Genomic DNA, 21,052 nt, shown 5'->3' with positions numbered 1-21,052 from the left:
TTGGCTTCCCACCTTGCTCGATCGCCGATCACTGATCAGGTGCCCGAGCCGACAAATGGCCTGGGATCCTGATCGAAGCGATGCTCAAAGGGAAGTGGAGTCGGCTGGTCGTGACCTGCCAGAACTGCTGTGCTCTCAAGGGCTTGCCGCAGCAGCCGGGCGCTGTGCAGAGGCATGTCGCGAGGCACCGAAATCCGGTCGCGCAGGTAACGCAGAGCTGCCGCTGAGCCTGCAGCCGGTAACACCGGTCCAGCACCTATCAGGGTGGTGAGTGCCGCGCGCAAGGGCTGATCAAAGGCCTGCCCGAGAGGACTGCGTTCCAGCAGCGTGCTGCGATGGCGCAGCACCCGCTCCAGGGCTCTGGCCTGGGGAGTCACCTCTGCTTCGGAGGGTGTCCAATGGCATTCGAGGGCACCCAGTCCCTCCCCTTGATCCACCGCCGCGGCCATCCGTTGTTGCTGGGCACTGCCATCCGACCAGCATCCGCCCATCTGCGGAGGCAGATCGTGCGCATGGGTGTGCACATCACTCTGGGTGCCGCGATACGTCTCGAGCTGCTCAAGGGCCGTGAGCCAACGGTCGATGCCTCCATGGGCCTCACGCAGAGCAAACCCCTTGAAATAGGCCAGAGATGCATTCATCCGCTCCACATAGGGAATGAACACCAGGTCCGCTGTGCCAGGTGTTGCCCCGCTCGGATGGTCGGGATCCAGCCAAGGCCCGCCACCAACGGCGATCGCCTCCTCCATCTGGGCGGCCACCCGCTGGAACTGGTCCCGGGCACGTCGTTCCTGCTCCTCACGCAGGCCTGGAGTGCAGAGCCACACACACCAGGCGCGGAACAGCAGCCGTTCCAGCTCGCGCAACCGCCTCACCCGCCGGTCATTCATGCCGGCTCCCACCGGCCCGAAGGCACGTTCGAGGGCCTCAAGGATGCGATCGCTCTCGGTAATCAGCCGACCATCGAGTTCCAGGGCCGGCAGCATTCCGGAGGGAACGAGCGCCGTGAACCAGGGCTCCTTTGGGCCATAACAGCGCATGGTGACCTTGCGGATCCGGTACGGCACCCGGCGCAGCTCAAGCCAAAGCCACACTTTCTGGCAGTACGGGCACCAGGCGTGGTGGTCCCGAAACAACGTCACCTGCACGTCCGCCTCGGAGTGCCCGAACAGCCGCAAGCTGGCCTGGGCGTTGGTGGGGCCTTCCACCCGCTCGGCTGCAGCCGGAGCAAGAGCCTCGAGGGCAGCCCAGGAGAGCGCCTCCGCTTTCACCGACTCCACTGTCATCACGCCCCCAGGTCTTGCCGCAGTTTGGCGGCAAGACGGGGACGAACGACGGCTCAAGCCGTGCGATCAGCTGTAGACCTTGCCCATCAGGGGACCGGCCTGTTCATCGGTGAACACGGGTGTCACGGTCCAGTCGAGGCATTCAGCCCACTCAGCGGCGTGCTCGTAGCAGACGCCGGCATCATCGGTTTCCACCAGGATCCAGCCCTGAACCGATCCGGGTGCGTGATAGCGCTTCCACGACTTGCAAGCCGGCAAAGGAGCACCGGTCTCCAGGAACTTGCGCGCCGCCTTCTCGTGAAAGCCGGTCTTGAAGTGCCAGTGCATGAGGAACAACATGGAATCGCTAAGGAAGGCGCTCCCGCTTAGCACGCCTACGCACGATCCGACAGCATGTTGGCGACAGCGTCGAGGATTCCTTGTCCATTCCGAGCACCACCGTGACAGGGAACGAGCTGTTGACGCGCGAGCGGCGGGTTCGCCATCAGGGAAGTGGCATCAACGCCGACAACCTGATCGGTTGCTGGCAGCTGCAAACCATTTGGCCCAAGGGACAAAGCGACGCCAACGCCCTGAGTGGATGGCTGCTGCGCAGCCTTGGCGCCTGCCTGGAGATCAGCCTGGACGACGCCAAACAACTGCGCTTGCGCAACGCCGTGAACCTCGGTGCCCTGACCCTGCAGTTCAGTGGACCTGGGGAGCTGGCTGGAGGCAGACCCCTGCTGAGCTTCCACTTCGAGCAGGTCAAGCTGACGCTTGGCACCATCACCCTGCTGCAACGGTCGCTGCCGGCTCCAGCCGCCAAGCGCAAGCCGTTCTTCGCTTTGATCCACAGGGATGCAGGCGGCTGGCTGGCCGCACGGGGCCGGGGCGGTGGGCTCGCCCTCTGGACGCTCAGGGATTGAGCCGTCGCTCGACCCAGTCGTCCCCACGGTCCCAGCAGAGACGCCGGTGGGGATGGGGTTTGAGATCGAGCTGCTCCACCCGCTGAATCTGGATGCGGATCAGCACCAGGTGAGGGGGCTGAGGTTCCCCATCGGCGACAACCTCTGGCCAGGGGCCAGCCGTATCGAAGGGCTGACCAGGGTGCGGCCAGGCCCAGACCGAGCGCCCCCCGGGCGTCAACCGCTGCCAGTGAGCGTTCAGAGCCTCAGGAGCGTCGCCATCACTGAGCAACTGAGCGGCTCCACGTAGTCGGAACTGTTCTCTGGCCTTGCGGAACAACCAACACAGCTCCACCTGCCCCTGCCCACTGAGTTCGACTGGTTTCTCGCTGCGGGCATCGGTGAGCAGTTCGAGGGCGCCCTCATCACTCCAGCCTCGAAATACAAGGGTGCGCACCCGCGGCGTGCCATCAGCCGCCACGCTGGCAAGCTGGAGCCAGCTGGCCCCGGGAGCCCGTCCTTCCCGCTGGCGGGCTGCCCGCAGCAAAGGCCGCCAGGGCGGCAACGGATACGGACGGCTCGGATCAACCGGCATCTGGCATCCAGGGATCGAGGAAGGCCAGCGGACGGTTCATCGTTTCGGAAAACCCGAGAATGCCGCGGTCCCGATGGACGTACAGCAGGGAGTCGTCCTCCTCCAGCAGGAACGTGCCTCCCCGCTGGGTGATGTAGCGATCATCGGGGACGTATGTGCCCCAGTGGCGCAGCACTTCATTCATGTTGCGCAAACGCACCGTGGCCAGTTCAAACGGCCGCTGAAACCCGCCCCCGCCGGCCCGGCGAAACATCCCCGCACGGATCTCCGGCAGCACACCGGTGCTGATCACCTCATCGTCGCTGAAGCGCTGGGGCGCTGTGCGATCGCCGGTGTATCCACGCAACACTTCCGCCAGGGTGCCGGGAGAGCCGATGCCTGCACACATCAGCAGCAAGGAGGGCCACGCGCCGCCTGGAGCCTTCAGCCCTGGCGACAACCCCAGGGCCTGGTGCAGGTTGGCATTGGGCTCCACCTGCAAGCGCTCGGCAGGAAAGCCGGAAAACCCGCAGAAACGATCGGCACCCTCCTGGCTTCCGATCGCGATCGCCAATAGCTGGATCCCGGCCTGGTCCAGCTGAGGCAGCGCAGGCACCAGGGCCTGGGCGTACTCCATGGAGTCGAAATCACCAAGCTGCGTGAGCAGCACCACCAAACGCCGGCAGCCTCGCCCCATGCCAGGAACATCAGCGATGCGCTCCAGCAAAGACTCGGGGGCTTTCATGCTTTGTTCCAAACGCACACCGCTTTAAGCATCCAGTACAAAGCGATAGCGCACATCACCCTGCGCAAGCCTTTGGATGGCCACATTCACCTGATCCATCGGCAGATGTTCCACCAGGGGGCGGATGTTATGGCGGACACAGAAATCCACCATCTTCAGGAGACTGGCCGGTGAGGACGTGGGGCTGCCGGTGATCGACCGCCGCCCGGGGATCAGATCGAAGGCACCGACCTGAATCGGTTCCAACACGGCCCCGAGCTGATGCAGGCGTCCCAGGGGTCTGAGCGAAGCCATCACCGCACTCCAGTCGAGGGGGTGATTGACCGTATTGATCACAAGATCAAAGCGATTCTGAAGATCGGGAAGCGCCTCCAATTCCTCCACGTGATGGGCTCCAAAACCTCGCGCCTGTTCGGCCTTGGCGAGATTGGTGGTGATGGCGGTGACTTCACACCCCCAAGCCCGCGCGAATTGCAGGGCGATATGGCCCAGCCCACCGATGCCGACCACGGCCACATGGGCTGTGGGCGACACGGCTTCGTCCACCAGCGGCGCAAACACGGTGACGCCACCGCAAAACAAGGGACCTGCATCAGCAGGATCCAGCCCTGGCGGCAGCGGAATTGCCCAGTCCTGCCGAGCCACCACATGACTGGCGAAGCCCCCCTGCCGTCCCACGATCGTGGCCTCCAGGGAGTTGCAAAGGTTTTGATCACCGCCGAGGCAAAGGCTGCAGTGGTTGCAACTTCCACTGATCCAGCCCAAACCGCGAACCTCGCCGATCAAGTCGGGATCCACTCCCTCGCCCACAGCCGTGACCTTGCCGATCACTTCATGGCCTGGCACCAGGGGATAGCGGCTGACGCCCCAGTGATTGCCGATCATCGAGAGGTCGCTGTGGCAGAGGCCGCAGTGCATCACCTCCAGCACCAGCTCATCGGGAGCAGGGTCAAGCGCAGGCCGCTGGCCGCGCTCAAGAGGGGCCCCTGCAGATGGTGCTTGCCAGACGGAGATCAAAGCGGAAGCCGCAACGGTGCTCCCCTGTCTTTAGTCATGCCACACGGACAACGCCACAGCGCATTGACACATCTGTACTACCCCATTAGAACAGGTGTACCAGCAGCGTCTCCATGGCTCCGAGTTCGCCCTACGCACCGTTCAAGGCGGAGGAGTGGATGCGCGCTTCCCTGATCACCCCCCGAAAGCGATGCCCCGTCACGGCTGGATCCAGGACCCAAGCACCCAGGACACGAAACGCTTCCACCCCGACGAAAAAAACTGGAACCGCGACCCGCGCGTGTTCGTGGATTCAGGGAGACCTTTTCCAAACCAGCCTCCTCTGCTGACCACCCGGGTGCACCTGCGGCGCGAGACCGCGGAGCAGCTTTGGAGGGAGCTTTTGCGCGTGGGCTGGCAACCCTGCAGGCCGCAATGGGGAGCCGATGTGGATGTCTGAACAGTGAAGCGCTTCAGCAAGAACTTCCAGGGTCAACCGAACTGGTAATGCTTACGAACGGGTTGATGCACGCTCCAGGTACACCTCAGCCCGGCCGGGAATTCCACCAGATCACCGCCCTTGATGTGCACCGGCGAACCGGATTCAGGCGTCACTGTCACGTCACCTTCCAGCAACAAACAGGTCTCCCTCTGGTCGTAGCTCCAGGGGAATTCACTCACTTCACAGGCCCAGATAGGCCATTCACGGGCCCCCAGCGCCACGATCACGCTGTCAGGGCATGGGGAGGTCACACGAATCATCTCCGAGCAGATGATGCCATCAATCAATTCCCATAATTACGCGGCGCCAGTCCGTCGCCGACCGTCAACCCCCGTTCCCAACGCCGCAGACGCTGAAGCAGAACAACAGCGAGAACGGCCAGCAGCGCTCCACAAGCGCTCAACCAGCCCAACTGGCCAACACCGATCAACACCGCCGCAGTCCAAAGGACAACCCAACACCAGGGCTGCCCCCGACGAATCCAGCGCAGAGCGGTCGAACAACTGCGGCAATGCACCGTATGGCTGTTGTAGCGGTCCATGAGCGAGGCCATCCCCTGTCTTGGCGGTAGCGACTGGCCTGCGAAGGGCTCTCCGCCGTGGCTGTTGATCCAGCGATGCAACGCAGCCACGTACACATCCGCCTCCGTTGGCAGGAAAAAAGCACTCTCGGCGGCAGCGCTACCACCGGCAGCCTCCAGCACCCGCTCCTGCCAATGCAGAAACACCTGGTCGTCTTCCAGAACTTTGTGGTTGCCGATGTGTTGCAGCCATCGGGGTCGCAGACCCACAAACACCCTGGGCAACGCGGACTTGAACTGAAATGGGAACCGGGCGAAAAGTCGACACTCACCGCGGCGAATCGGCACGGCATAGACCACGGTGAGAATCCGCGCGAACCCCTTGGCATCCAGGTCATGCCACATCAACTGAGGAGCGCGGAAATGGGTGAACTGGGAGCCCAGCCGCCCCCTGCGGGGACCCTCTTCCCACAGAGCTTCAAATCCCGAATCGCCCTCCGACTGAATCACCGCCAACACAGGTGCAGCGTTCTCACGGTTGCCGACAGTTTTGTGATGTGTGAACGGCACATGACTCACATCCAGCACATTCTCGAGCAGGGTGAGCGCATCCATGGGCAGGTCTCGGAACGTGTCCTGCACGATCCACCCGTCAGCCCATCCATCTCCCTCTTCCTGGAGCAAAGGGACAAGCGGCGGATCGTTGGCCCCAGCAGTCGCCGGATCGCCAGTCCACACGAACAGCAGTCCCTGTGCTGAACATGTGGGGAGGCTGGTGCAGCTGGACCGACGCCCCGATGGGCTTCCACCCTCGCCCATCTGAGGGATGCGCGTGCAACGGCCTTCTCCATTGAAACTCCAGCCGTGATAAGGACACTCCAGCTCCCCGGACGCATTGATGCGCCCCTCACTTAGAGGCACCAACCGATGGGGACAGACGTCATCAAAGGCACACCAGTCGCTGGACGCGGCATCCCACCACAGAACGAGATCCCGCTCGAGGAGCGTGAAACGCTGCGGTCGTCCAGAATCGAGATCGCGCAGATAGGCAACCGGCCACCACTGCTCCGTCCAGCTGGCATGCATGGGTCCGTGCACGAGTGCCGCCATGATCGCTGTCTCGTAGCAGCGTCTGTGACTTCAAAGCAATGATTGATCTCGGGGACTACGGCCATCCGCCCAGCACGCGGCGTCGGGACTATTCCCTGGTGCTGCTGCAGCTGATGAAACGCATGCGGCTGGAGTTGCTGCTGCTGCTCACAATTTCGGTGCTGATCGAAAGCAACGTGATTCCCGGAGGCTGGACAGCCGATGGCGATGTCGTGAGAATTCTCGGAATCGCAGCCTCGATCTTCATTGGCTTTCGCAACACCCAGGCCATCGGGCGCTGGTGGGAGGCGAGGAAACTGTGGGGATCAATCGTGAATGTGAGCCGGAGCTGGGCCGACACCCTCCGTGCACACCTGAGCAGCGAACGCATCAACCGCAAACAGGAGCGTCAGCTTCTGCAGTTGCAGGTGGCTCTGGTATGGCAGCTGAATTTCCAGCTGCGTAACTTCTGGCACCGGGAGCTCAGGGAGCTGCAAGGGCAACTTCTCGACGGCCTCAAGCTGCCCCGCAGCAGCAGCCTGCGCCAGCTCGGTCTGCAGCGGGCCGAGTGGATCCGCGACCTGCATCGCCAGGGGCAGATCGACAGTTTCGGACGCTTGCAGCTGATGCAAGTGGCCAATGCCTGCACCGATGCCATCGGCGGATTGGAACGGATCCGCAACACGCCGCTGCCCGCGTCTTACGACGTCTTCGTGCGCTTGCTCACCTGGCTGTTCGGACTGCTTCTGCTCCTGTACTTTCACGACCTCGGGCCCGAGTCGCGAATCCCGATCAGTGGAGTGTTGATCGTGCTGCTGTTTCTGATGGCGGAACGCATCGGCGCCTACGTCGAGGGTCCCTTCGACGCTGACGGCAGCAGCTTCTCTCTCCCGCTCGACAGCATCTGCCTCACGATCAGCCGCGATCTTCTCGATGGTGACACTGACCATGTGCAGCATCTGAACTCCAAGGATCCAGTGCGCTGGACCTGAGCCACCCACTCGCTCCCCCTGACGTCATGCCCTCGTTCGCTCTCTTCGCCCTCCCCCTGGTTCTCGCCCTGTTTCATCTCGTTGGCCCTGTCCCCGAGGATCTGGGAGTGCATGGCGGTCACCTCAGCCCCTGCCCCGGGCCCGCTCACTGCGCACGGGTTGACTGGGCTGTTTCGGATTCCGGCGCAGCATTGGACAGCCTCACCACACTGATCGAATCAACACCGCAGGCGGAAGTGATCGATCAGAAAGATGGCTACCTCCATGCCACCTTCAGCAGCCGCATCTTCGGCTTTGTCGATGATCTAGAGCTCAATGCAGCCGCCCCCGAACTGCTCGAAGCCCGATCTGTTTCACGCTTGGGTGACTCCGACCTTGGAGTGAATGGTCAGCGGCTGCAGACCCTGGCCCAGGCGTTGGAGAATCAAGGCTTCAACCAACCTTGAGGCCAACGCTCAGCGTTGTTCCGCGCTGGGACGCCTCGATGTCGATCTCCCCGGTGCCGACACAACCATGGCCTGCAGGCGTCCTCGCAAAGCCACGCAGGCAGCGCACTGGCAGGGGTCGTCGTCGTGGACGCTGGAATGGAGCCGAACCGGCTGAAAGTGTGATCGCATCGAAAGAAGCCTTTCTTCAGTTCTGACGCGCAATCCACAACACAGCCAGCTTCAGTGAGCAATCTCGGGATTTTTTTTAGCTGATGAAACAAATCAGAGAGTTGCTTCGTCAAGCGAACACATCACTGCAGCATGTCTGCCAAATCCAACGCACTCTGCAAAGCACCTTCCGCCATCCCGAAACCTGGACCGTCGATCCAGTCACCACAGAATCCCACCCGTGCCTGCGGACACCACTGCAGATGCCGGGGCAACGCATGATCCAGGGGTTGCGCCGCACCCCAGCGCATCACCCCGAGGCTTCGCGCCTCAGGGAGAGCCGCCTGCAGGGCAGGCCAGGGCCCAAGCAGCGGAGGCAAGACCGCCAGCAACCGCTTCTCGTGATGCACGAGCAGATCTGGCTGGGTGTCTGGCCTGATCGCAGCACCATCATCGAGGCCATGCACCACCAAGCCGAGGCGACCATCGCTCTGTAGATGTAAGACCAGCCGTTCCACACCGCAGTGATCCCGGGCCTCCGGCGTCAGCCAAATCTGTCGAGGGAGCGGATCTCCAGTGCCTAGGTCAGCGCTCACTGGAGGCAACTCCAGCATCAGGTTCCAGCGCACGCTGGCCGTCATCACGGCAATCGAGGCCAGGGCTGCATCAAGACTGGGGTCAACCCCCACAGCCACAGCGCTGCGCAAGGGCACATCGGGCCAGCCCAGCATCGCCAGCGAGCGCGGATGGGCTAGCAATGTTCCACTCAGCACCAGCGTGTGAGCTCGCCAACCACCAGGCAGCAACCAGCGTCCGTCCTCCCAGCTGAGCTTGCTGATTCGCTCCCCGAAGCCAGTGAAAACGGCGCCTCCGCCATCTGCCAACAGTGTTTCGGCCACGGCAGCCATGGTGGGCTGCCCGCGCCAGCGTGGGCCGCAAAGCAACGGATGAGCGGGAGGCTCACACAGCGCGCCATCGCCATCGAGACCGACCACAGGAGCCACATCCGGTGCCAACACCCCGCGATCACAGAGATCGCCAACAAGCGCGCCCAAGCGTCCCTGCGGTGGGTCACTGAAGCTGAGGGTCGGTGCGCCATGGTCCAGCCGCCAGAGAGCATCATCCCGCCGGCGCCGCGTCGCACAACGACCTCCCGGCCCGCGTCCGGCCTCGAGGATCACCAGGGAATTGACTGTTTGCTTGCGGCGTAGAGCCGATGCCAGAGCACAGGCCGAAAGCCCCGCACCGATCACCGCCAGATCCACATCAGCCATGAGCACATCGCTCTCTGCCGAGAGTCTGAACACAAAAAAAGACGGGTGGCGGCCCGTCTTGGATCTCCCGATTGGCGTCCCAGAGCAATGCCCTCTGACGCGCCCTTTATCGCGCGGTCGACGCCGCAGCGCCGTAGGCATCGATACTCAACAGCGCTTCCGACAACGGTTGCGCAGGTTGCTCGGCGTTGCTGGTGACCTCGAGGATCCGGCCGATCGATCCCGGCGTATCCAAGGCCTCAAGGCAGCAACGCGCCACCAGGCGCCGGGGGATGGATTGACTCTCCTGTTGATCCGGCCCTGTCCAAAAAACGCCCTCAGTCTCGAGCGCCTCCTCCCGTTCCGACAGACCACCGGGGCGGATCACGGTCCAGTCCAAGCCGCTGCGTTCAAGACTGCGTTCCCCCACGCGCTTCCACACCAGAATCAGCCCAAACAAGTTGAGTGGATGCCGCCAGCGTCCGCTGCAGAGGGAGCTCACGAGCACCACACGGCGCAGCCCCACCCGTTGGCAACTCTCCAGCTGCCGCTGCACACCCCAGGCATCCACGCGCATCGGACCGGTGAGATCCACAGACGGCCGCGCTCCGGTGGCGATCACCAGCGCATCGGCGCCACGGAGCGCCTGATCCAGGGCGGGAGAGTCCTGCAAGCTCAAACGGTGCTGCTCACAACCCTCGAGAGACTTTGGGATCTGCGAATCGGAGCGCAACAGCAGCCGCGGTTGATCTCCGGCAGCCAGCGCCTCTTCGGCGATTCGGAACCCCGTCTTGCCAGACGCTCCACTGATGGCGATCGTGCGCTGGCTCATGGCAGGGTCTCCTTGATCAAAACGGTTGGGAACGCCGGGCTGCTAACCACGGGCAACAGGCGCCCCCGAAGCAGCGGCATCATGACGTTCCAGCAATCAACGAACGCTAGGTGAGTTGGAAAGCAGCCCAGGCCTGGACAAGCCGCACCCCCCGGGAGGGTCGCCGCCACTTCCGCTTGGTGCTCCAGGGAGGGCGGGGAGCCGAGCGCTGGGTGGAACTGTGCTCCGTTCTCAACCCTGAGGTTCGGCTTCGCCTCAGCTGGAGCGAGCTCCGCGACCGATCGCGCTGGGACAGTGGCTGGCAACCGATTCCCCCTGACGCCTCAGAAGGAGACAGCTGACGGAACGGGTTTGGTGGCAATCACCGCAAAGAAGGGGTCGCCCTTGCCGCCAACCCATCCCATGGGACCAGGCTTGGAAGTTTCCTCCGCAATCAGTTCCGGCTTCGGCCAGCCCTGAGCCATCAGCACCTCAGCGACGTAGCGAAGGTGATCGCCATCGGCACCATCGGTCCAGATCTGGGGAGCTTTGGTAAAGAACATGCGATTGCTGAACGCAACAATCACCTGGCCGTTGGGGCGGGTGATCCGCAGAAGCTCCTCGGCAATGGCTTCCGGCTGCTGCAGGTATTGCCATCCCGCCACGATCAAGGTGCAATCCACGCTGCTGTCGTCGAGGGGCAACTCCTGCGACTGGTTGAGGTTCTGAACCCAATGACGATCGAGACGGGGATTGGCCTGCAACTCCTGGGGGTTGAGGCCATGGCCGATCACCTGCTCGTAATGCTGATCCTCGGGGAGATGGCTCACCCAGCTGCTCATTAGATCCAGCACCACGGCACAGGTGGGGATGCGTTCGCGATAGAGCTGGGTCAGTCGCCCTCTGAAACCGCCATCAAGATGCTGAACGAACCGAGGTTCGCTGTAGAAGAGAGCATCATCGCTGCCATCCAGCTTGTAGCGCTCGTTGGCACTGAGAACCTGAACGACCACTGAACTGCCCGTTGTCATCGGGGCGGAACCTAAAGAAAGAAACGGGAAAGTGCGTCACACCAGGGCAATCCGGCGCTAGTGCACGGGAGAACCCTTGCAGCATTTCTCCATGGTTCCTCCTTTTGAGCATGAGGTCTCCAGCAACGGCCAGTCCGCCGTGGCCGAGCCGCAAACGGATCAAGGCACGGGGCTGCGCACCGTGCGCGAGCAGGTCGTGCAGGCGATTGATCCACTCCAGAAGCAGCTCGATGCCAAGCTGCACCAGCTTGATGAGGCCCTGCGCCCCCGTCTCGAGCAACCCGTCAAGGAGAAGCCCCTGATCGCCGTCGCGATTGCAGCGGCCGGAGGGGTTCTTCTGGGAGGCCTGACCGTGCTGGCGGTGCTGGCTGGAGGCCGTCGCTCCCACTGAGATCGACCTAGAGCGTCAAAGAGCCAGGCTCTCGAGCAGCTCGGACTGGGCCTTCTTTCCGGTAATGGCATGGGCCGCCATCGCACCGCTGGCGGCCACCGGAGGAATGCCAATACCAGGAAAGGTGCTGGCACCGCACTGCAGAAGCCCCTTCACCGGGGTCTGCACTCCAGGGAATAGGCCCTGAGCAGCGGAAAGGGCCGGGCCGTAGCTGCCGTTGTGCACCGACAGATAATGGCGGTGCGTCAGCGGCGTACCCTCCATCACCACCTGGCACCGGCTGCGGAGATCCGGAATGCGCTGCTCCAGCACATGCCAGAACACCCCACAGCGATCAGTACGCTGGCGGTCGTAGTCAGGCGTGGATCGATTCAACCCGCTCCAGTGCTCCCAGGGTTCATTCGCTGGTGTGTAGGCATGCAACACGTGCTGACCGGCAGGGGCCATGCCGGGATCCAGCACCGACGGAACTGACACCACCACCGCGTTGCGCTCCGCGGTGATGCCACGCTCCCAGTCCCCGACCCAGACGGTGTGGATCGGCAGATCGTCCAACCCGGCAGCATCAAACCCGAGATGAAGATGCAGGAATGAACCGCAAGCGGGCGTGCTCAAACGATCCTGCCGCCATCGCAACGCCCCATTTTCAGGCAGCAACGCCGCCGTGCTCCAGGCGTCGGCATTGCTCACCACGTGATCCGCATCCAGTTGCTCGCCGTTGGTGAGCTCCACGCCGATCACCCGATCGCCATCAAGCCTGATCTGCTTCACCCGGGCACCCAGTCGCAACGTCCCCCCATGCTTTTGCAGGCCCCGCACAAGAGCGTTCACAACACCGGCACTTCCACCCTTGGGAAAGTCAAGACAGGCCTCGGGATCAAACCACTCCCCGAACAGGGTGGCCATGGCCGCAGCGTTGGTGTCCGCCATCGGCATCCCGCTGATCAGAAAGCAGAGAAGATCAACCCAATGCCGCAAGAAGGGGTCCGTCAGATGACGGTCCACAAGCGGTCCAAAGGCACCGCTGAGATGCCGAAGAGCCGGAAGGTGCGGCAACAAACGGCCACTGCGTCTGAAAAGGGGCCCGAGTCCATCGATCCCTCCCGCTGGAAGCGCCAGAAGGGGAAGGGCATCAGCCGCTGCTGCGATTGGCTGCAGCGTTCTGGCGAAACGCCGCCATTCCTCCAAGGCCGCATCACCGCGAAGTTGTTGCACCACCTGCTCAAAGCCGTCGGCGCCGACGCCGATCCGGAGATGGCCTTCCGGGAAGAGAACGTCCCAGTCCCGGTAGGACATCACCTCGATTGGTTCATCGAGAGCCCGAAGAATCTGAGCGAGAGGATTGTTGCTGGGCCACCGGCCCAGTCCACTCCACAGCGATGGACCGGATTCGAAGTGATAGCCCTGGCGCTGAAAGCCGTGGGCAGCACCACCGGGTGCCCCATGGGCCTCGAGCACGAGCACCTCATGGCCAGCACGGGCACAGAGGGCTGCACAACACAAACCACCGATACCGCTGCCAATCACGATCACCTCGGTTTTGGTGGTCATGGAGAGGTGCACAGGGGGCAGTGAACGATTCATAGCCGGTCACAGCTCCGCTCCGTTGCGGCCATGCCGAGCGACAACGCAGTCCCTAGGGTTTTGATACGAACAAACGTTATCCAGTGGACGGAATCGAAACCCAATCCCAACACGTGCCGGCGAGCGGCTTCATGGGATGGATCCGCCGGACGCCTCCGCTGGTGCTGCCCATGGTCGTGCTCAGCGCAGGACTGGTGGTGGCCGGTGCTGTGGCCGTGAAAGGGATCCGCACAGCCGCGGACACCATCACCGTGACGGGAGCCAGCACAGAACGAATCCGCAGTGACTACGCCGACTGGACCGTGGTGGTTCAAGGCAGCGGGGCAAGCCAGCAAGCCGCGTATCAGGCCGTGCAGCCTGATCTTCAGCAAACACTGGCGTTTCTGCGGACGCAGGGCGTTCCCGATGGCTCGGTTCAGCTCGCGGTTCTCGAGTCGTCGAGCAACGACATCCGCAACCGCGTGAACGGGGCCTTGATCAAAACCGAGTGGTCGGCCCGGCAGCCGATCCGCATCAGCACCCCCGATGTGAATCTGATCAGCAAGGTGTCCCGATCCATCGGTTCACTGGTCGGTGATGGCGTCTCGCTCACGATTCAGCCGCCTTCTTACACTTACACGAAACTCGCCGACAAACGCGTCGACATGCTCGCCAAAGCCACGGCCGACGCGCGCAAACGCGCCGTGGCCATTGCAGGGCAGGCAGGATCCGGAATTGGGGCCATCACCAAAGCCGATACGGGCACATTTCAGATCACAGTCCCGAATTCAACGGACATGGGCCGCTATGGCTCGTACGACACCCGCACAATCGAGAAAGACATCACTGCCGTGATGGGTGTGACGTTCCGCGTTCAGTGACCGCGTTACCGCTGATCCTCCTCGGCATCGCCTGGCTCCAGGAGCTGATCGATCAACTGGTTTTCGCTGGTGGCTGGAATCTGGCCATGGGCCCGGGGACACCCTGGTGGTCACTGGTCACAGCCCCCTTCAGCCATGGGGGCTTCGGGCATCTGCTCGCCAACACCCTCGTGTTTCTTCCCCTCAGCTACCTGGTGCTCGCACGCAGCGCCAGGGCTTATCTCGCCGTTTGGATCGCGGTCATCTTGATGGAGATCCCGGTGTGGCTCTTCTGGCCCGTCGGAGCCCATGGCCTCTCGGGCGTGGTGTACGGACTCCTCGGCTACCTGCTGTTGATCGGCTTTCTCGAACGGCGGCCTCTGGCCATCCTCTTAAGCCTGATCACGCTCTTGCTGTTCGGCAGTGCCTTGCCAGGACTTCTGCCCTGGGCGTCACCGGCTGGTGTGAGCTGGATCGGCCATGCCACAGGATTCATCGCCGGACTGATCGCAGCGAAAGTCGTTCAAAAAGAGCCTCAGGCTTCAGGGTCATCCTGACGACCACTGATGAGGAAACGTCCTGACGTCTTAACGGCCAGAACAGCAGCGGCCGCTCCGTAGCCAACGAAGGTGGCCACCTGACCAAAACTGCCGGTCTCATAAAGATCGGCATTCAACAGAAGCCAGTCAACAAGCGACGAAGCGGTGCCCCAGATCACCACCCACACCGACACATAGATCACTCCCCGGGTTGTGCTGTTCAAGGAGGGGAAGGCGACATCAGATTTGACCGTAGATCAAATCCACTCAGCAGCCAGAAAACGATCCGATGGCTACAACCACTCAAGGAATGTCCTCGGCCATGAACGAACAGGATCAGCAACAACCCGTGGTGATCAAGCAGGGAGGCAACGGCATCGGCTTGGTGGTGGCCGCGCTGATCATCGGCGGATCCATCGTGTACGCCATCAACATCTGGTCAAACACCAAACAGCAGATGATCAAGGCTCCCGCCGAAGCAATCCAAAAGGGTGTTGAGTCTGTGAAGAAAGCAATTCAACCGGGGTCCTGATTCAGCCTCAACCCCCCTCCATCGACTGCTGATGGCTGTGCTGTCGGTAGAGATCGCTGGGATCATCCTCTTTTGCATCTGCAGCCTTCGCCCGCTTCGCCGCCGCTTCCTCTTCTTTCTGCACCACCCGTTCGTAGGCGTTCAGCGTGTCGGATTCGGGTCTGGACTCCTGGGAGCTCATCAACTGTGCCGTCAGCAGTCGTTGATGCTCGCATCCGGAAGAAAGCGCTGCAACGATGACGCTTTCGTTGCAGCGTCATGAAGAAGCGCGAGCGGGCGGCCGTGGTTCTGGAGCGATTGAACGCGCGCTATCCCGAACCTCCGATCCCCCTCGATCACAGCGATCCCTTCACCCTGCTGATCGCGGTTCTGCTCAGCGCCCAGTGCACCGATAAAAAGGTCAACGAGGTCACACCCGCACTGTTTGCCGCAGGCCCCACCCCAGAGGCGATGGCAGCCCTCGATGAAAAAGAGATCCTTTCCCATATCCGCCAGCTTGGCCTGGCCAAAACCAAGTCCAGGAATGTGCACAAACTGGCCCACATCCTTGTGAATGTGCATGCAGGCCAGGTTCCGGCCAGCTTCGAGGAGCTTGAAGCGCTGCCGGGCGTGGGTCACAAAACCGCCAGTGTGGTGATGGCTCAGGCATTCGGTGTTCCGGCATTCCCGGTCGACACCCACATCCATCGCCTGGCCCAGCGCTGGGGGCTCAGCAGCGGAGAGTCGGTCGCGACAACCGAAAAGGATCTCAAGAGTCTGTTTCCCAGAGACTCCTGGAACAAACTGCATCTGCAGATCATTTTTTACGGGCGGGACCATTGCACCGCTCGAGGCTGCGACGGCACGGTGTGTCCGCTCTGCCGTGAGCTTTACCCCCAACGCAAAAAGCCAGTGGAGTGGAAGAAACCTTAACTGAAGGCAATCGTCAAACCACTGTTACTATTTGTTGTATTACAGCGAGAGCAGGTCATGGCACGTAATTCCGCACAAGACAGCTGGTTCCAAGGTTCTGCAGCCAGAGCCATCCATGAAGAGCAGCTGGCACGCGTCGAGCGCTTCAACGGTCGCGCCGCCATGCTCGGCTTTGTGATTGGCGTGATCACCGAAGGGTTGACCGGACAAGGGATCCTGCATCAGATCGGCCTGGGGCCCCTGGTTGATGGCTACGCCGCTTGCAGCGCCCAATACTTGCCCTTCTGCTTCTGATACACACCACCTTCCACCTTGAGCTCTAGGGTTGAGGGCTGTCAGATCAGAGGCATGCCTCGCAAGCGCCGCAAGCTCAGCAAGGAGATGGAGGCTGACATCAAAGCCGCCCAGAAAAAGGTGGAGTTCATCTCCGCGATGATTCGGGATATCCGGGAAGAAGACATCCAGAACGAGTACGCGGAAGCGTTTTCCCGCGTGCACGTGGCCAGCGCCCATCTGGCCCAGCTCTACGAAACCGAGGGAGTGACCGAAGAAAGTGAAGGAACCCTTGCCCTCTACAAGGGGTTGCTGAGCCAATTCGAGGAAGAATACGAACTCTGATTGCCTGAACAGGCGTTCAAAGTCATGCTGCCGCTCCCAGAACCCGGTACAACCGGGTTGATTTCGTTAAATGGCAGCCATGACCGACCGCGGCGACACGCGAACGCAAGCGAACGATCCCCGCTGGTTCGACTTGCTCATGGCCAGTCGCTGGCCCCTGGCCGTCGTCCTGGCGGCCTGGGCCGTTGCCATCGCTGCCGTCCAGATTCTGAGAAAGCCAATCCCCATCGGTCTGCCTCTCAGCCAGCCCCTGCCGGTGAAGCTCGTCGGCGGCGTGAGCGTGGAGCAGTTCAAGGTTCCAGTGCGCGTCAAAAGTGAGGGTGCGCTGTCCGTCGAGGCCATCAAGGCGCTTCCAGTCAGCGGCAGCGTCAAAGTCCCGGAGGGAGTGTCCTTAAGCCGGCCGATTCAGGTGGACACCAGCACGCCGCTGGAAGTGAACAGTGATGTGAATGTGGACACCCCCATTGTCGTCTCAGAGGTCTCGAATCCCGTCTCGATTCGCGCGGTGGATGGCGAAACACTGCAGGTGAGCACCCCCGACGGGGAGACGCTCAACATCATCGGCGGAGTCAAAGTGAACTCCGTGGGCGGCAAGATCAATGTGCGCTTGCGTGATGCGGCCCAATCCCTTCTGCCCACCCCTTAATCCTGTGTCTTTGAGCGACCTGCCAGACCTGTCTGCATTGAACCTGGCTGTGATCGGTCATCAGGAATGGGTCACCTTTCTGGAAGTGGATGGCCTGCCCCAGCCAGGCCGCATCAGCCGTGCCTGCCGATCCCTCGAGGAACCGGCCGGTGCGGGAGCCGTTGTCGCTGTTCAACTGGCGCGTCTCACTGGGCGCAGGGTGCTGTTTTTTACCGCTCTCGGCTCTGACGCCATCGGACAACGCAGTGAACAACGCCTACGGGAACTGGGGGTAGAACCTGTGATCGCCTGGCGCGACACCCCGAGCCGGCGTGGCATCAGCCTGATGGATCCTGGCGGCGACCGGGCAATCACCGTGATCGGGGAACGCCTCACCCCCTGCGCAGAGGACGCCCTCGGCTGGGAACGCTTGGCGCAGTGCGATGGCGTGTTTGTGTCAGCGACCGATGCCGCTGGCCTGCGCCTTGCCCGACAAGCCAGGGTGCTGACAGCCACGCCAAGGCTCCGTCTGCCGGTGCTTCAGGAGGCATCGGTTCCACTGGATGCCTTGATCGGCAGTGGCCTCGATCCCAGCGAACAGCTGCCCGAGGGGAGCCCTGATCCTGCCCCCATGTTGCGCATCGCCACGGAAGGTGCCGAGGGTGGCCTCCTCATTCCTGGAGGTCGCTTCGCACCAGAGCCTCTTCCTGGGCCGATGGTCGAGTCCTATGGCTGCGGCGACAGTTTTGCTGCAGGAGTCACTGCTGGCCTGGCCGCGGGATGGGAGGTTGCTGATGCAGTCCAGCTCGGTGCGCGCTGTGGTGCTGCCTGCGCCACCCGTTTCGGTCCCTATGGCTAGGAGTGGGATTCCCTCAGCACCGTGCATGAGCACCGATCTGCACACCCTGGCCATCCGGCAGCTCAGACGGATCCTCACCAATCTTCAGCTCATTCTGCGCCTGGCGGCCGCGGATCTTGAAGCAAGGGGAATCGATGAATCCGTGCTGCTCGCAAGCCGGCTGTACCCCGACATGTTCGACCTTCAGCAACAGGTGCAAGCTGCCACCGACATCGCCCGACGAGGAGCGGCACGGCTCATTGGCGAAGAGCCGTCATCCCTTCCCGACAATGCGCCCACTTTTGAGGGACTGATCGCCCGCATCGACACCACCCTGTCCCAACTGGGGGAATTCCCTGCAGAAGCGTTCATCGGCAAAGAACAAACCACCGTGACCATGCCGATCCCCAAGAGTTTCGGTGGCGGCCAACTCACCTTCAACGCCCTCGAGTTCCTCACCGACTTCCTTCTGCCCAACGTGTATTTCCACACCACGACGGCCTACGCCATTCTTCGCCACAACGGCGTCAACATCGGCAAGCGTGATTTTCTGGGGATGGAATTAAGCAGCTCCTGAGCTCAGCAGCCCTGCAGGTGCTTTAGCCCCTTCCCATGTGCTGTGGATCATTGGCACAGAACAGAATCGATGAATAAGGTCTCAAAAGAGCCTGTTGTTCGCCTCGAATGTCTGATCTGAAATGCCCCTTCAGTGGCCACACCGGTGCGGTCACACCCGCAGGCAATACAGGCAACGGCGATTGGTGGCCCAATCAGATCAACCTCGGGATCCTGCACCAGCATCACCCGGCCTCCAATCCCCTCGGTGACGCATTCGATTACCCGTCGGCTTTCGCCGCACTGGATTACAGCGCCCTGAAGGCAGACCTTCAGGCGCTGATGACCGACTCTCAAGACTGGTGGCCCGCCGACTGGGGCCATTACGGAGCACTGTTCATCCGTCTGGCCTGGCACAGCGCCGGCACCTATCGCACGGGGGATGGACGTGGCGGTGCCGGCCACGGCAATCAACGCTTTGCCCCCCTCAACAGCTGGCCTGACAACACCAACCTCGACAAGGCCAGGCGCCTGCTGTGGCCGATCAAGCGCAAGTACGGCAATGCCATCTCCTGGGCTGATCTGATCATCCTTTCGGGCAATGTGGCCCTGGAATCCATGGGCTTCCGCACCTTCGGCTTCGCCGGCGGCCGAGAGGACATCTGGCAACCGGAAGAGGATGTGTTCTGGGGAAAGGAAACCGGCTGGCTCAAGGATGAGCGCCGCAACGACAAAGGAGAGCTTGACCAGCCTCTGGCCGCTGTGGAGATGGGGCTCATCTACGTGAATCCCGAAGGTCCCCACGGTGAACCGGATCCCGTGGCCTCTGGACGCGACGTGCGTGAGACCTTTGCGCGCATGGGCATGACCGTGGAGGAAACCGTGGCTCTTGTGGCCGGGGGACACACCTTCGGCAAGTGCCATGGAGCCGCCCCAGACAGCAACCTTGAGGCCGAACCGGAAGGTGCTGCTCTGCATGAGCAGGGCCTTGGATGGCGCAATACCTACGAATCGGGCAAAGGCGAGCACACCATCACCAGTGGCATCGAAGGCGCCTGGAAACCGAACCCCACCCGATGGGATCAGGGCTATTTCCAGATGATGTTCACCTACGAGTGGGAGCTCACCAAGAGCCCAGCAGGCGCTTGGCAGTGGACGGCCAAGGATGTGAAGCCCGAGCACATGATTCCCGATGCCCATGTGGCCGGAAAGTCATCCGCTCCGATCATGACCACCGCTGATCTGTCCCTCAGGCACGACGCGATCATGGAGCCGGTGGCCCGGCGCTTCCATCTCGACCAGGAGGCGTTCGCCGATGCGTTTGCCCGGGCCTGGTTCAAACTCACCCATCGCGATCTCGGCCCCCGCGCCCTTTACCTCGGACCGGATGTTCCCGAGGAGGTGCAGATCTGGCAGGACCCCGTTCCGCCCGTCACCCACCCCTTGATTGATGAGGCTGAAATCAGCAACCTCAAGCAGCAGATCCTGGCCAGTGGCCAAAGCATTTCTGCCCTCGTGGCAACAGCCTGGGGCTCAGCATCCACGTTCCGCGGATCCGATCGCCGAGGGGGCGCCAATGGCGGACGCATCCGGCTGCTGCCCCAACGCACCTGGGAGGTGAACGACCCCGAGCAACTCAATGGTGTGCTCACGGCGCTGGAGACGATTCAGTCTCAGTTCAACAGCAGCTCCAACGATGGCAAGTCGGTCTCGATCGCTGATTTGATCGTGCTGGGAGGGTGTGCAGCCGTGGAGAAGGCTGCCGCTGATGGCGGACACACCGTGGTGGTGCCCTTCCGTCCTGGGCGCAGCGATGCGGGCCCGGAGCAAACCGATACCGCGTCGTTCAATGTGCTCAAGCCCTTGGCCGACGGATTCCGCAACTGGCGGCGCAGCGGCCTTCCCCTGCGGGCCGAGGAGTTGCTCATCGACAAAGCCCAGCTGCTCACGCTCAGCGCCCCTGAAATGACCGTGCTGCTGGCGGGTCTGCGCGTGTTGGGAGCGAACACCGCCGGCAACCGTCAAGGCGTGTTCACCCAGAACGTTGGCGTACTTAGCAACGATTTCTGTGTGAACCTGCTGGACATGACAACCCGCTGGACGCCAACCAGCGAGACACAGGATGCCTACATCGGTCGCGACAGCGCAACCGGTGCCGAACGCTGGAGCGCGAGCCGCGCCGACCTGGTGTTTGGATCCAACAGCCAGCTTCGCGCCATTGTTGAGGTGTACGCCCAGAACGATGGCGGCAGCCGCTTTGTGGCCGACTTCGTCAAAGCCTGGGTGAAGGTGATGGAGCTCGACCGCTTCGATCTGCGCAGCTGAAGCAGTCGTCAGGCC

General features: G+C 62.3%; 30 protein-coding genes. 16 read left to right on the top strand and 14 right to left on the bottom strand.

The features are described from left to right. Positions 1-35: 35 nt before the first annotated feature. Both SynPROS71_RS04495 and SynPROS71_RS04490 read right to left on the bottom strand, forming a co-directional pair. Entirely contained in the window at positions 36-1,286 is a 1,251-nt protein-coding gene (locus SynPROS71_RS04495) for a glutathione S-transferase family protein (RefSeq protein WP_186596967.1), read from the bottom strand. 66 nt (positions 1,287-1,352) lie between these two features. Continuing rightward, entirely contained in the window at positions 1,353-1,625 is a 273-nt protein-coding gene (locus SynPROS71_RS04490) for a DUF3303 domain-containing protein (protein ID WP_186596965.1), read from the bottom strand. An 80-nt stretch (positions 1,626-1,705) separates the two neighbouring features. On the opposite strand from SynPROS71_RS04490, the gene SynPROS71_RS04485 reads away from it, so the two are divergent. Beyond that, positions 1,706-2,191, top strand: coding sequence for a hypothetical protein (locus SynPROS71_RS04485; protein ID WP_186596963.1), 486 nt, complete (start codon positions 1,706-1,708; stop codon positions 2,189-2,191). Here the strand turns inward: SynPROS71_RS04485 and SynPROS71_RS04480 are convergent. From SynPROS71_RS04480 to SynPROS71_RS04470, 3 genes are read right to left on the bottom strand one after another with little or no spacing between them, the layout of a single operon-like run. Then, entirely contained in the window at positions 2,181-2,765 is a 585-nt protein-coding gene (locus tag SynPROS71_RS04480) for a pyridoxamine 5'-phosphate oxidase family protein (RefSeq protein WP_186596961.1), read from the bottom strand. The genes SynPROS71_RS04485 and SynPROS71_RS04480 overlap by 11 nt on opposite strands. Next, a complete protein-coding gene (locus SynPROS71_RS04475; RefSeq protein WP_186596959.1) occupies positions 2,755-3,489 on the bottom strand; it encodes a peroxiredoxin-like family protein in 735 nt (244 codons plus the stop codon). The genes SynPROS71_RS04480 and SynPROS71_RS04475 overlap by 11 nt, the downstream gene beginning before the upstream one ends. 24 nt (positions 3,490-3,513) lie before the next feature. After that, complete coding sequence (locus SynPROS71_RS04470; RefSeq protein WP_186596957.1) at positions 3,514-4,506, bottom strand: NAD(P)-dependent alcohol dehydrogenase; 993 nt, start codon at positions 4,504-4,506, stop codon at positions 3,514-3,516. A gap of 94 nt (positions 4,507-4,600) precedes the next feature. On the opposite strand from SynPROS71_RS04470, the gene SynPROS71_RS04465 reads away from it, so the two are divergent. Continuing rightward, positions 4,601-4,945 (top strand): DUF1651 domain-containing protein, encoded by a 345-nt coding sequence (locus SynPROS71_RS04465; RefSeq protein ID WP_370586856.1) that lies wholly within the window; start codon positions 4,601-4,603, stop codon positions 4,943-4,945. Between the two features lie 32 nt (positions 4,946-4,977). Here SynPROS71_RS04465 and SynPROS71_RS04460 read toward each other — a convergent pair whose 3' ends face one another. Both SynPROS71_RS04460 and SynPROS71_RS04455 read right to left on the bottom strand, forming a co-directional pair. Continuing rightward, entirely contained in the window at positions 4,978-5,247 is a 270-nt protein-coding gene (locus tag SynPROS71_RS04460) for a cupin domain-containing protein (RefSeq protein WP_186596955.1), read from the bottom strand. Between the two features lie 23 nt (positions 5,248-5,270). After that, positions 5,271-6,593, bottom strand: a complete 1,323-nt coding sequence (locus tag SynPROS71_RS04455; RefSeq protein ID WP_186597866.1) for a Rieske 2Fe-2S domain-containing protein — start codon at positions 6,591-6,593, stop codon at positions 5,271-5,273. 62 nt (positions 6,594-6,655) lie between these two features. Between SynPROS71_RS04455 and SynPROS71_RS04450 the strand changes: the two genes are divergently transcribed. Continuing rightward, complete coding sequence (locus SynPROS71_RS04450; RefSeq protein WP_186596953.1) at positions 6,656-7,588, top strand: bestrophin family ion channel; 933 nt, start codon at positions 6,656-6,658, stop codon at positions 7,586-7,588. Positions 7,589-7,614: 26 nt separating this feature from the next. Further along, a complete protein-coding gene (locus SynPROS71_RS04445; RefSeq protein WP_186596951.1) occupies positions 7,615-8,034 on the top strand; it encodes a DUF1499 domain-containing protein in 420 nt (139 codons plus the stop codon). On the opposite strand, the gene SynPROS71_RS13830 is transcribed toward SynPROS71_RS04445, so the two are convergent. The 3 genes from SynPROS71_RS13830 to SynPROS71_RS04435 form a co-directional block, all read right to left on the bottom strand. Then, positions 8,021-8,143, bottom strand: a complete 123-nt coding sequence (locus tag SynPROS71_RS13830) for a hypothetical protein (protein ID WP_255442373.1) — start codon at positions 8,141-8,143, stop codon at positions 8,021-8,023. The two genes, SynPROS71_RS04445 and SynPROS71_RS13830, sit on opposite strands and share 14 nt — an antisense overlap. Positions 8,144-8,327: 184 nt before the next feature. Further along, the gene (locus SynPROS71_RS04440) at positions 8,328-9,458 is read right to left on the bottom strand and encodes an NAD(P)-binding protein (RefSeq protein WP_186596950.1); all 1,131 of its coding nucleotides are present in this window, start codon (positions 9,456-9,458) and stop codon (positions 8,328-8,330) included. 106 nt (positions 9,459-9,564) lie between these two features. Then, the gene (locus tag SynPROS71_RS04435; RefSeq protein WP_186596948.1) at positions 9,565-10,269 is read right to left on the bottom strand and encodes an SDR family oxidoreductase; all 705 of its coding nucleotides are present in this window, start codon (positions 10,267-10,269) and stop codon (positions 9,565-9,567) included. A 110-nt stretch (positions 10,270-10,379) separates the two neighbouring features. Between SynPROS71_RS04435 and SynPROS71_RS04430 the strand changes: the two genes are divergently transcribed. Continuing rightward, positions 10,380-10,610: a TIGR02450 family Trp-rich protein gene (locus SynPROS71_RS04430; RefSeq protein ID WP_186596946.1), complete on the top strand. Its 231-nt coding sequence runs from the start codon at positions 10,380-10,382 to the stop codon at positions 10,608-10,610. Here SynPROS71_RS04430 and SynPROS71_RS04425 read toward each other — a convergent pair. Next, positions 10,593-11,279: a class I SAM-dependent methyltransferase gene (locus tag SynPROS71_RS04425; RefSeq protein ID WP_255442370.1), complete on the bottom strand. Its 687-nt coding sequence runs from the start codon at positions 11,277-11,279 to the stop codon at positions 10,593-10,595. The two genes, SynPROS71_RS04430 and SynPROS71_RS04425, sit on opposite strands and share 18 nt — an antisense overlap. A 91-nt stretch (positions 11,280-11,370) precedes the next feature. On the opposite strand from SynPROS71_RS04425, the gene SynPROS71_RS04420 reads away from it, so the two are divergent. Continuing rightward, entirely contained in the window at positions 11,371-11,670 is a 300-nt protein-coding gene (locus SynPROS71_RS04420) for a hypothetical protein (RefSeq protein WP_186596944.1), read from the top strand. 15 nt (positions 11,671-11,685) lie between these two features. Here SynPROS71_RS04420 and SynPROS71_RS04415 read toward each other — a convergent pair whose 3' ends face one another. Next, on the bottom strand, positions 11,686-13,221 hold the full coding sequence (locus tag SynPROS71_RS04415) for an NAD(P)/FAD-dependent oxidoreductase (protein ID WP_186597863.1): 1,536 nt from the start codon (positions 13,219-13,221) through the stop codon (positions 11,686-11,688). Positions 13,222-13,385: 164 nt separating this feature from the next. Between SynPROS71_RS04415 and SynPROS71_RS04410 the strand changes: the two genes are divergently transcribed. Together SynPROS71_RS04410 and SynPROS71_RS04405 are read left to right on the top strand one after the other, a co-directional pair. Beyond that, positions 13,386-14,114 (top strand): SIMPL domain-containing protein, encoded by a 729-nt coding sequence (locus SynPROS71_RS04410; RefSeq protein ID WP_186597864.1) that lies wholly within the window; start codon positions 13,386-13,388, stop codon positions 14,112-14,114. Continuing rightward, the gene (locus SynPROS71_RS04405) at positions 14,111-14,650 is read left to right on the top strand and encodes a rhomboid family intramembrane serine protease (protein ID WP_186596943.1); all 540 of its coding nucleotides are present in this window, start codon (positions 14,111-14,113) and stop codon (positions 14,648-14,650) included. The genes SynPROS71_RS04410 and SynPROS71_RS04405 overlap by 4 nt, the downstream gene beginning before the upstream one ends. Here SynPROS71_RS04405 and SynPROS71_RS04400 read toward each other — a convergent pair. Continuing rightward, positions 14,629-14,856 (bottom strand): hypothetical protein, encoded by a 228-nt coding sequence (locus tag SynPROS71_RS04400; protein ID WP_186596941.1) that lies wholly within the window; start codon positions 14,854-14,856, stop codon positions 14,629-14,631. The two genes, SynPROS71_RS04405 and SynPROS71_RS04400, sit on opposite strands and share 22 nt — an antisense overlap. 65 nt (positions 14,857-14,921) lie before the next feature. Between SynPROS71_RS04400 and SynPROS71_RS04395 the strand changes: the two genes are divergently transcribed. Then, on the top strand, positions 14,922-15,164 hold the full coding sequence (locus SynPROS71_RS04395; RefSeq protein ID WP_255442368.1) for a hypothetical protein: 243 nt from the start codon (positions 14,922-14,924) through the stop codon (positions 15,162-15,164). Between the two features lie 7 nt (positions 15,165-15,171). Here SynPROS71_RS04395 and SynPROS71_RS04390 read toward each other — a convergent pair whose 3' ends face one another. Next, positions 15,172-15,345, bottom strand: coding sequence for a hypothetical protein (locus tag SynPROS71_RS04390; RefSeq protein ID WP_186596939.1), 174 nt, complete (start codon positions 15,343-15,345; stop codon positions 15,172-15,174). 77 nt (positions 15,346-15,422) lie between these two features. Between SynPROS71_RS04390 and nth the strand changes: the two genes are divergently transcribed. The 7 genes from nth (at position 15,423) to katG (ending at position 21,037) form a co-directional block, all read left to right on the top strand. Continuing rightward, on the top strand, positions 15,423-16,076 hold the full coding sequence (gene nth, locus SynPROS71_RS04385) for an endonuclease III (RefSeq protein ID WP_186596937.1): 654 nt from the start codon (positions 15,423-15,425) through the stop codon (positions 16,074-16,076). 57 nt (positions 16,077-16,133) lie between these two features. After that, positions 16,134-16,370 carry a high light inducible protein gene (locus SynPROS71_RS04380; protein ID WP_186596935.1) on the top strand — a complete coding sequence of 79 codons (237 nt, stop codon included), beginning with the start codon at positions 16,134-16,136 and terminating at the stop codon, positions 16,368-16,370. A gap of 54 nt (positions 16,371-16,424) precedes the next feature. Next, the gene (locus SynPROS71_RS04375; protein ID WP_186596933.1) at positions 16,425-16,694 is read left to right on the top strand and encodes a hypothetical protein; all 270 of its coding nucleotides are present in this window, start codon (positions 16,425-16,427) and stop codon (positions 16,692-16,694) included. A gap of 79 nt (positions 16,695-16,773) precedes the next feature. Next, complete coding sequence (locus SynPROS71_RS04370; protein ID WP_186596931.1) at positions 16,774-17,340, top strand: hypothetical protein; 567 nt, start codon at positions 16,774-16,776, stop codon at positions 17,338-17,340. Positions 17,341-17,344: 4 nt separating this feature from the next. Beyond that, the gene (locus SynPROS71_RS04365; RefSeq protein ID WP_186596929.1) at positions 17,345-18,178 is read left to right on the top strand and encodes a PfkB family carbohydrate kinase; all 834 of its coding nucleotides are present in this window, start codon (positions 17,345-17,347) and stop codon (positions 18,176-18,178) included. A 25-nt stretch (positions 18,179-18,203) separates the two neighbouring features. Then, positions 18,204-18,734, top strand: coding sequence for a DUF1993 family protein (locus tag SynPROS71_RS04360; RefSeq protein WP_186596927.1), 531 nt, complete (start codon positions 18,204-18,206; stop codon positions 18,732-18,734). A gap of 107 nt (positions 18,735-18,841) precedes the next feature. Further along, complete coding sequence (gene katG / locus SynPROS71_RS04355; protein ID WP_186596925.1) at positions 18,842-21,037, top strand: catalase/peroxidase HPI; 2,196 nt, start codon at positions 18,842-18,844, stop codon at positions 21,035-21,037. Positions 21,038-21,052 lie beyond the last annotated feature (15 nt).

It is taken from the genome of Synechococcus sp. PROS-7-1 (genome assembly GCF_014279795.1).
In the GTDB taxonomy this organism is placed as follows: Bacteria; Cyanobacteriota; Cyanobacteriia; order PCC-6307; family Cyanobiaceae; genus Synechococcus_C.
The sequence above is the reverse complement of the archived record's forward strand: the minus strand, read 5'-3'. Positions and strand labels throughout refer to the sequence as shown.

What these genes read in the sequence shown, in the direction of transcription:
- SynPROS71_RS04390 (WP_186596939.1), bottom strand. Translation starts at nt 15,345, where the DNA reads ATGAGCTCCCAGGAGTCCAGACCCGAATCCGACACGCTGAACGCCTAC.
- SynPROS71_RS04455 (WP_186597866.1), bottom strand. Translation starts at nt 6,593, where the DNA reads ATGCATGCCAGCTGGACGGAGCAGTGGTGGCCGGTTGCCTATCTGCGC.
- SynPROS71_RS04370 (WP_186596931.1), top strand. Translation starts at nt 16,774, where the DNA reads ATGACCGACCGCGGCGACACGCGAACGCAAGCGAACGATCCCCGCTGG.
- SynPROS71_RS04490 (WP_186596965.1), bottom strand. Translation starts at nt 1,625, where the DNA reads ATGTTGTTCCTCATGCACTGGCACTTCAAGACCGGCTTTCACGAGAAG.
- SynPROS71_RS04410 (WP_186597864.1), top strand. Translation starts at nt 13,386, where the DNA reads ATGGGATGGATCCGCCGGACGCCTCCGCTGGTGCTGCCCATGGTCGTG.
- SynPROS71_RS04475 (WP_186596959.1), bottom strand. Translation starts at nt 3,489, where the DNA reads ATGAAAGCCCCCGAGTCTTTGCTGGAGCGCATCGCTGATGTTCCTGGC.
- SynPROS71_RS04420 (WP_186596944.1), top strand. Translation starts at nt 11,371, where the DNA reads ATGGTTCCTCCTTTTGAGCATGAGGTCTCCAGCAACGGCCAGTCCGCC.
- SynPROS71_RS04380 (WP_186596935.1), top strand. Translation starts at nt 16,134, where the DNA reads ATGGCACGTAATTCCGCACAAGACAGCTGGTTCCAAGGTTCTGCAGCC.
- nth (WP_186596937.1), top strand. Translation starts at nt 15,423, where the DNA reads ATGAAGAAGCGCGAGCGGGCGGCCGTGGTTCTGGAGCGATTGAACGCG.
- SynPROS71_RS04375 (WP_186596933.1), top strand. Translation starts at nt 16,425, where the DNA reads ATGCCTCGCAAGCGCCGCAAGCTCAGCAAGGAGATGGAGGCTGACATC.
- SynPROS71_RS04425 (WP_255442370.1), bottom strand. Translation starts at nt 11,279, where the DNA reads ATGACAACGGGCAGTTCAGTGGTCGTTCAGGTTCTCAGTGCCAACGAG.
- katG (WP_186596925.1), top strand. Translation starts at nt 18,842, where the DNA reads ATGTCTGATCTGAAATGCCCCTTCAGTGGCCACACCGGTGCGGTCACA.
- SynPROS71_RS04395 (WP_255442368.1), top strand. Translation starts at nt 14,922, where the DNA reads ATGGCTACAACCACTCAAGGAATGTCCTCGGCCATGAACGAACAGGAT.
- SynPROS71_RS04360 (WP_186596927.1), top strand. Translation starts at nt 18,204, where the DNA reads ATGAGCACCGATCTGCACACCCTGGCCATCCGGCAGCTCAGACGGATC.
- SynPROS71_RS04435 (WP_186596948.1), bottom strand. Translation starts at nt 10,269, where the DNA reads ATGAGCCAGCGCACGATCGCCATCAGTGGAGCGTCTGGCAAGACGGGG.
- SynPROS71_RS04445 (WP_186596951.1), top strand. Translation starts at nt 7,615, where the DNA reads ATGCCCTCGTTCGCTCTCTTCGCCCTCCCCCTGGTTCTCGCCCTGTTT.
- SynPROS71_RS04440 (WP_186596950.1), bottom strand. Translation starts at nt 9,458, where the DNA reads ATGGCTGATGTGGATCTGGCGGTGATCGGTGCGGGGCTTTCGGCCTGT.
- SynPROS71_RS04450 (WP_186596953.1), top strand. Translation starts at nt 6,656, where the DNA reads ATGATTGATCTCGGGGACTACGGCCATCCGCCCAGCACGCGGCGTCGG.
- SynPROS71_RS04415 (WP_186597863.1), bottom strand. Translation starts at nt 13,221, where the DNA reads ATGACCACCAAAACCGAGGTGATCGTGATTGGCAGCGGTATCGGTGGT.
- SynPROS71_RS04480 (WP_186596961.1), bottom strand. Translation starts at nt 2,765, where the DNA reads ATGCCGGTTGATCCGAGCCGTCCGTATCCGTTGCCGCCCTGGCGGCCT.
- SynPROS71_RS04495 (WP_186596967.1), bottom strand. Translation starts at nt 1,286, where the DNA reads ATGACAGTGGAGTCGGTGAAAGCGGAGGCGCTCTCCTGGGCTGCCCTC.
- SynPROS71_RS04460 (WP_186596955.1), bottom strand. Translation starts at nt 5,247, where the DNA reads ATGATTCGTGTGACCTCCCCATGCCCTGACAGCGTGATCGTGGCGCTG.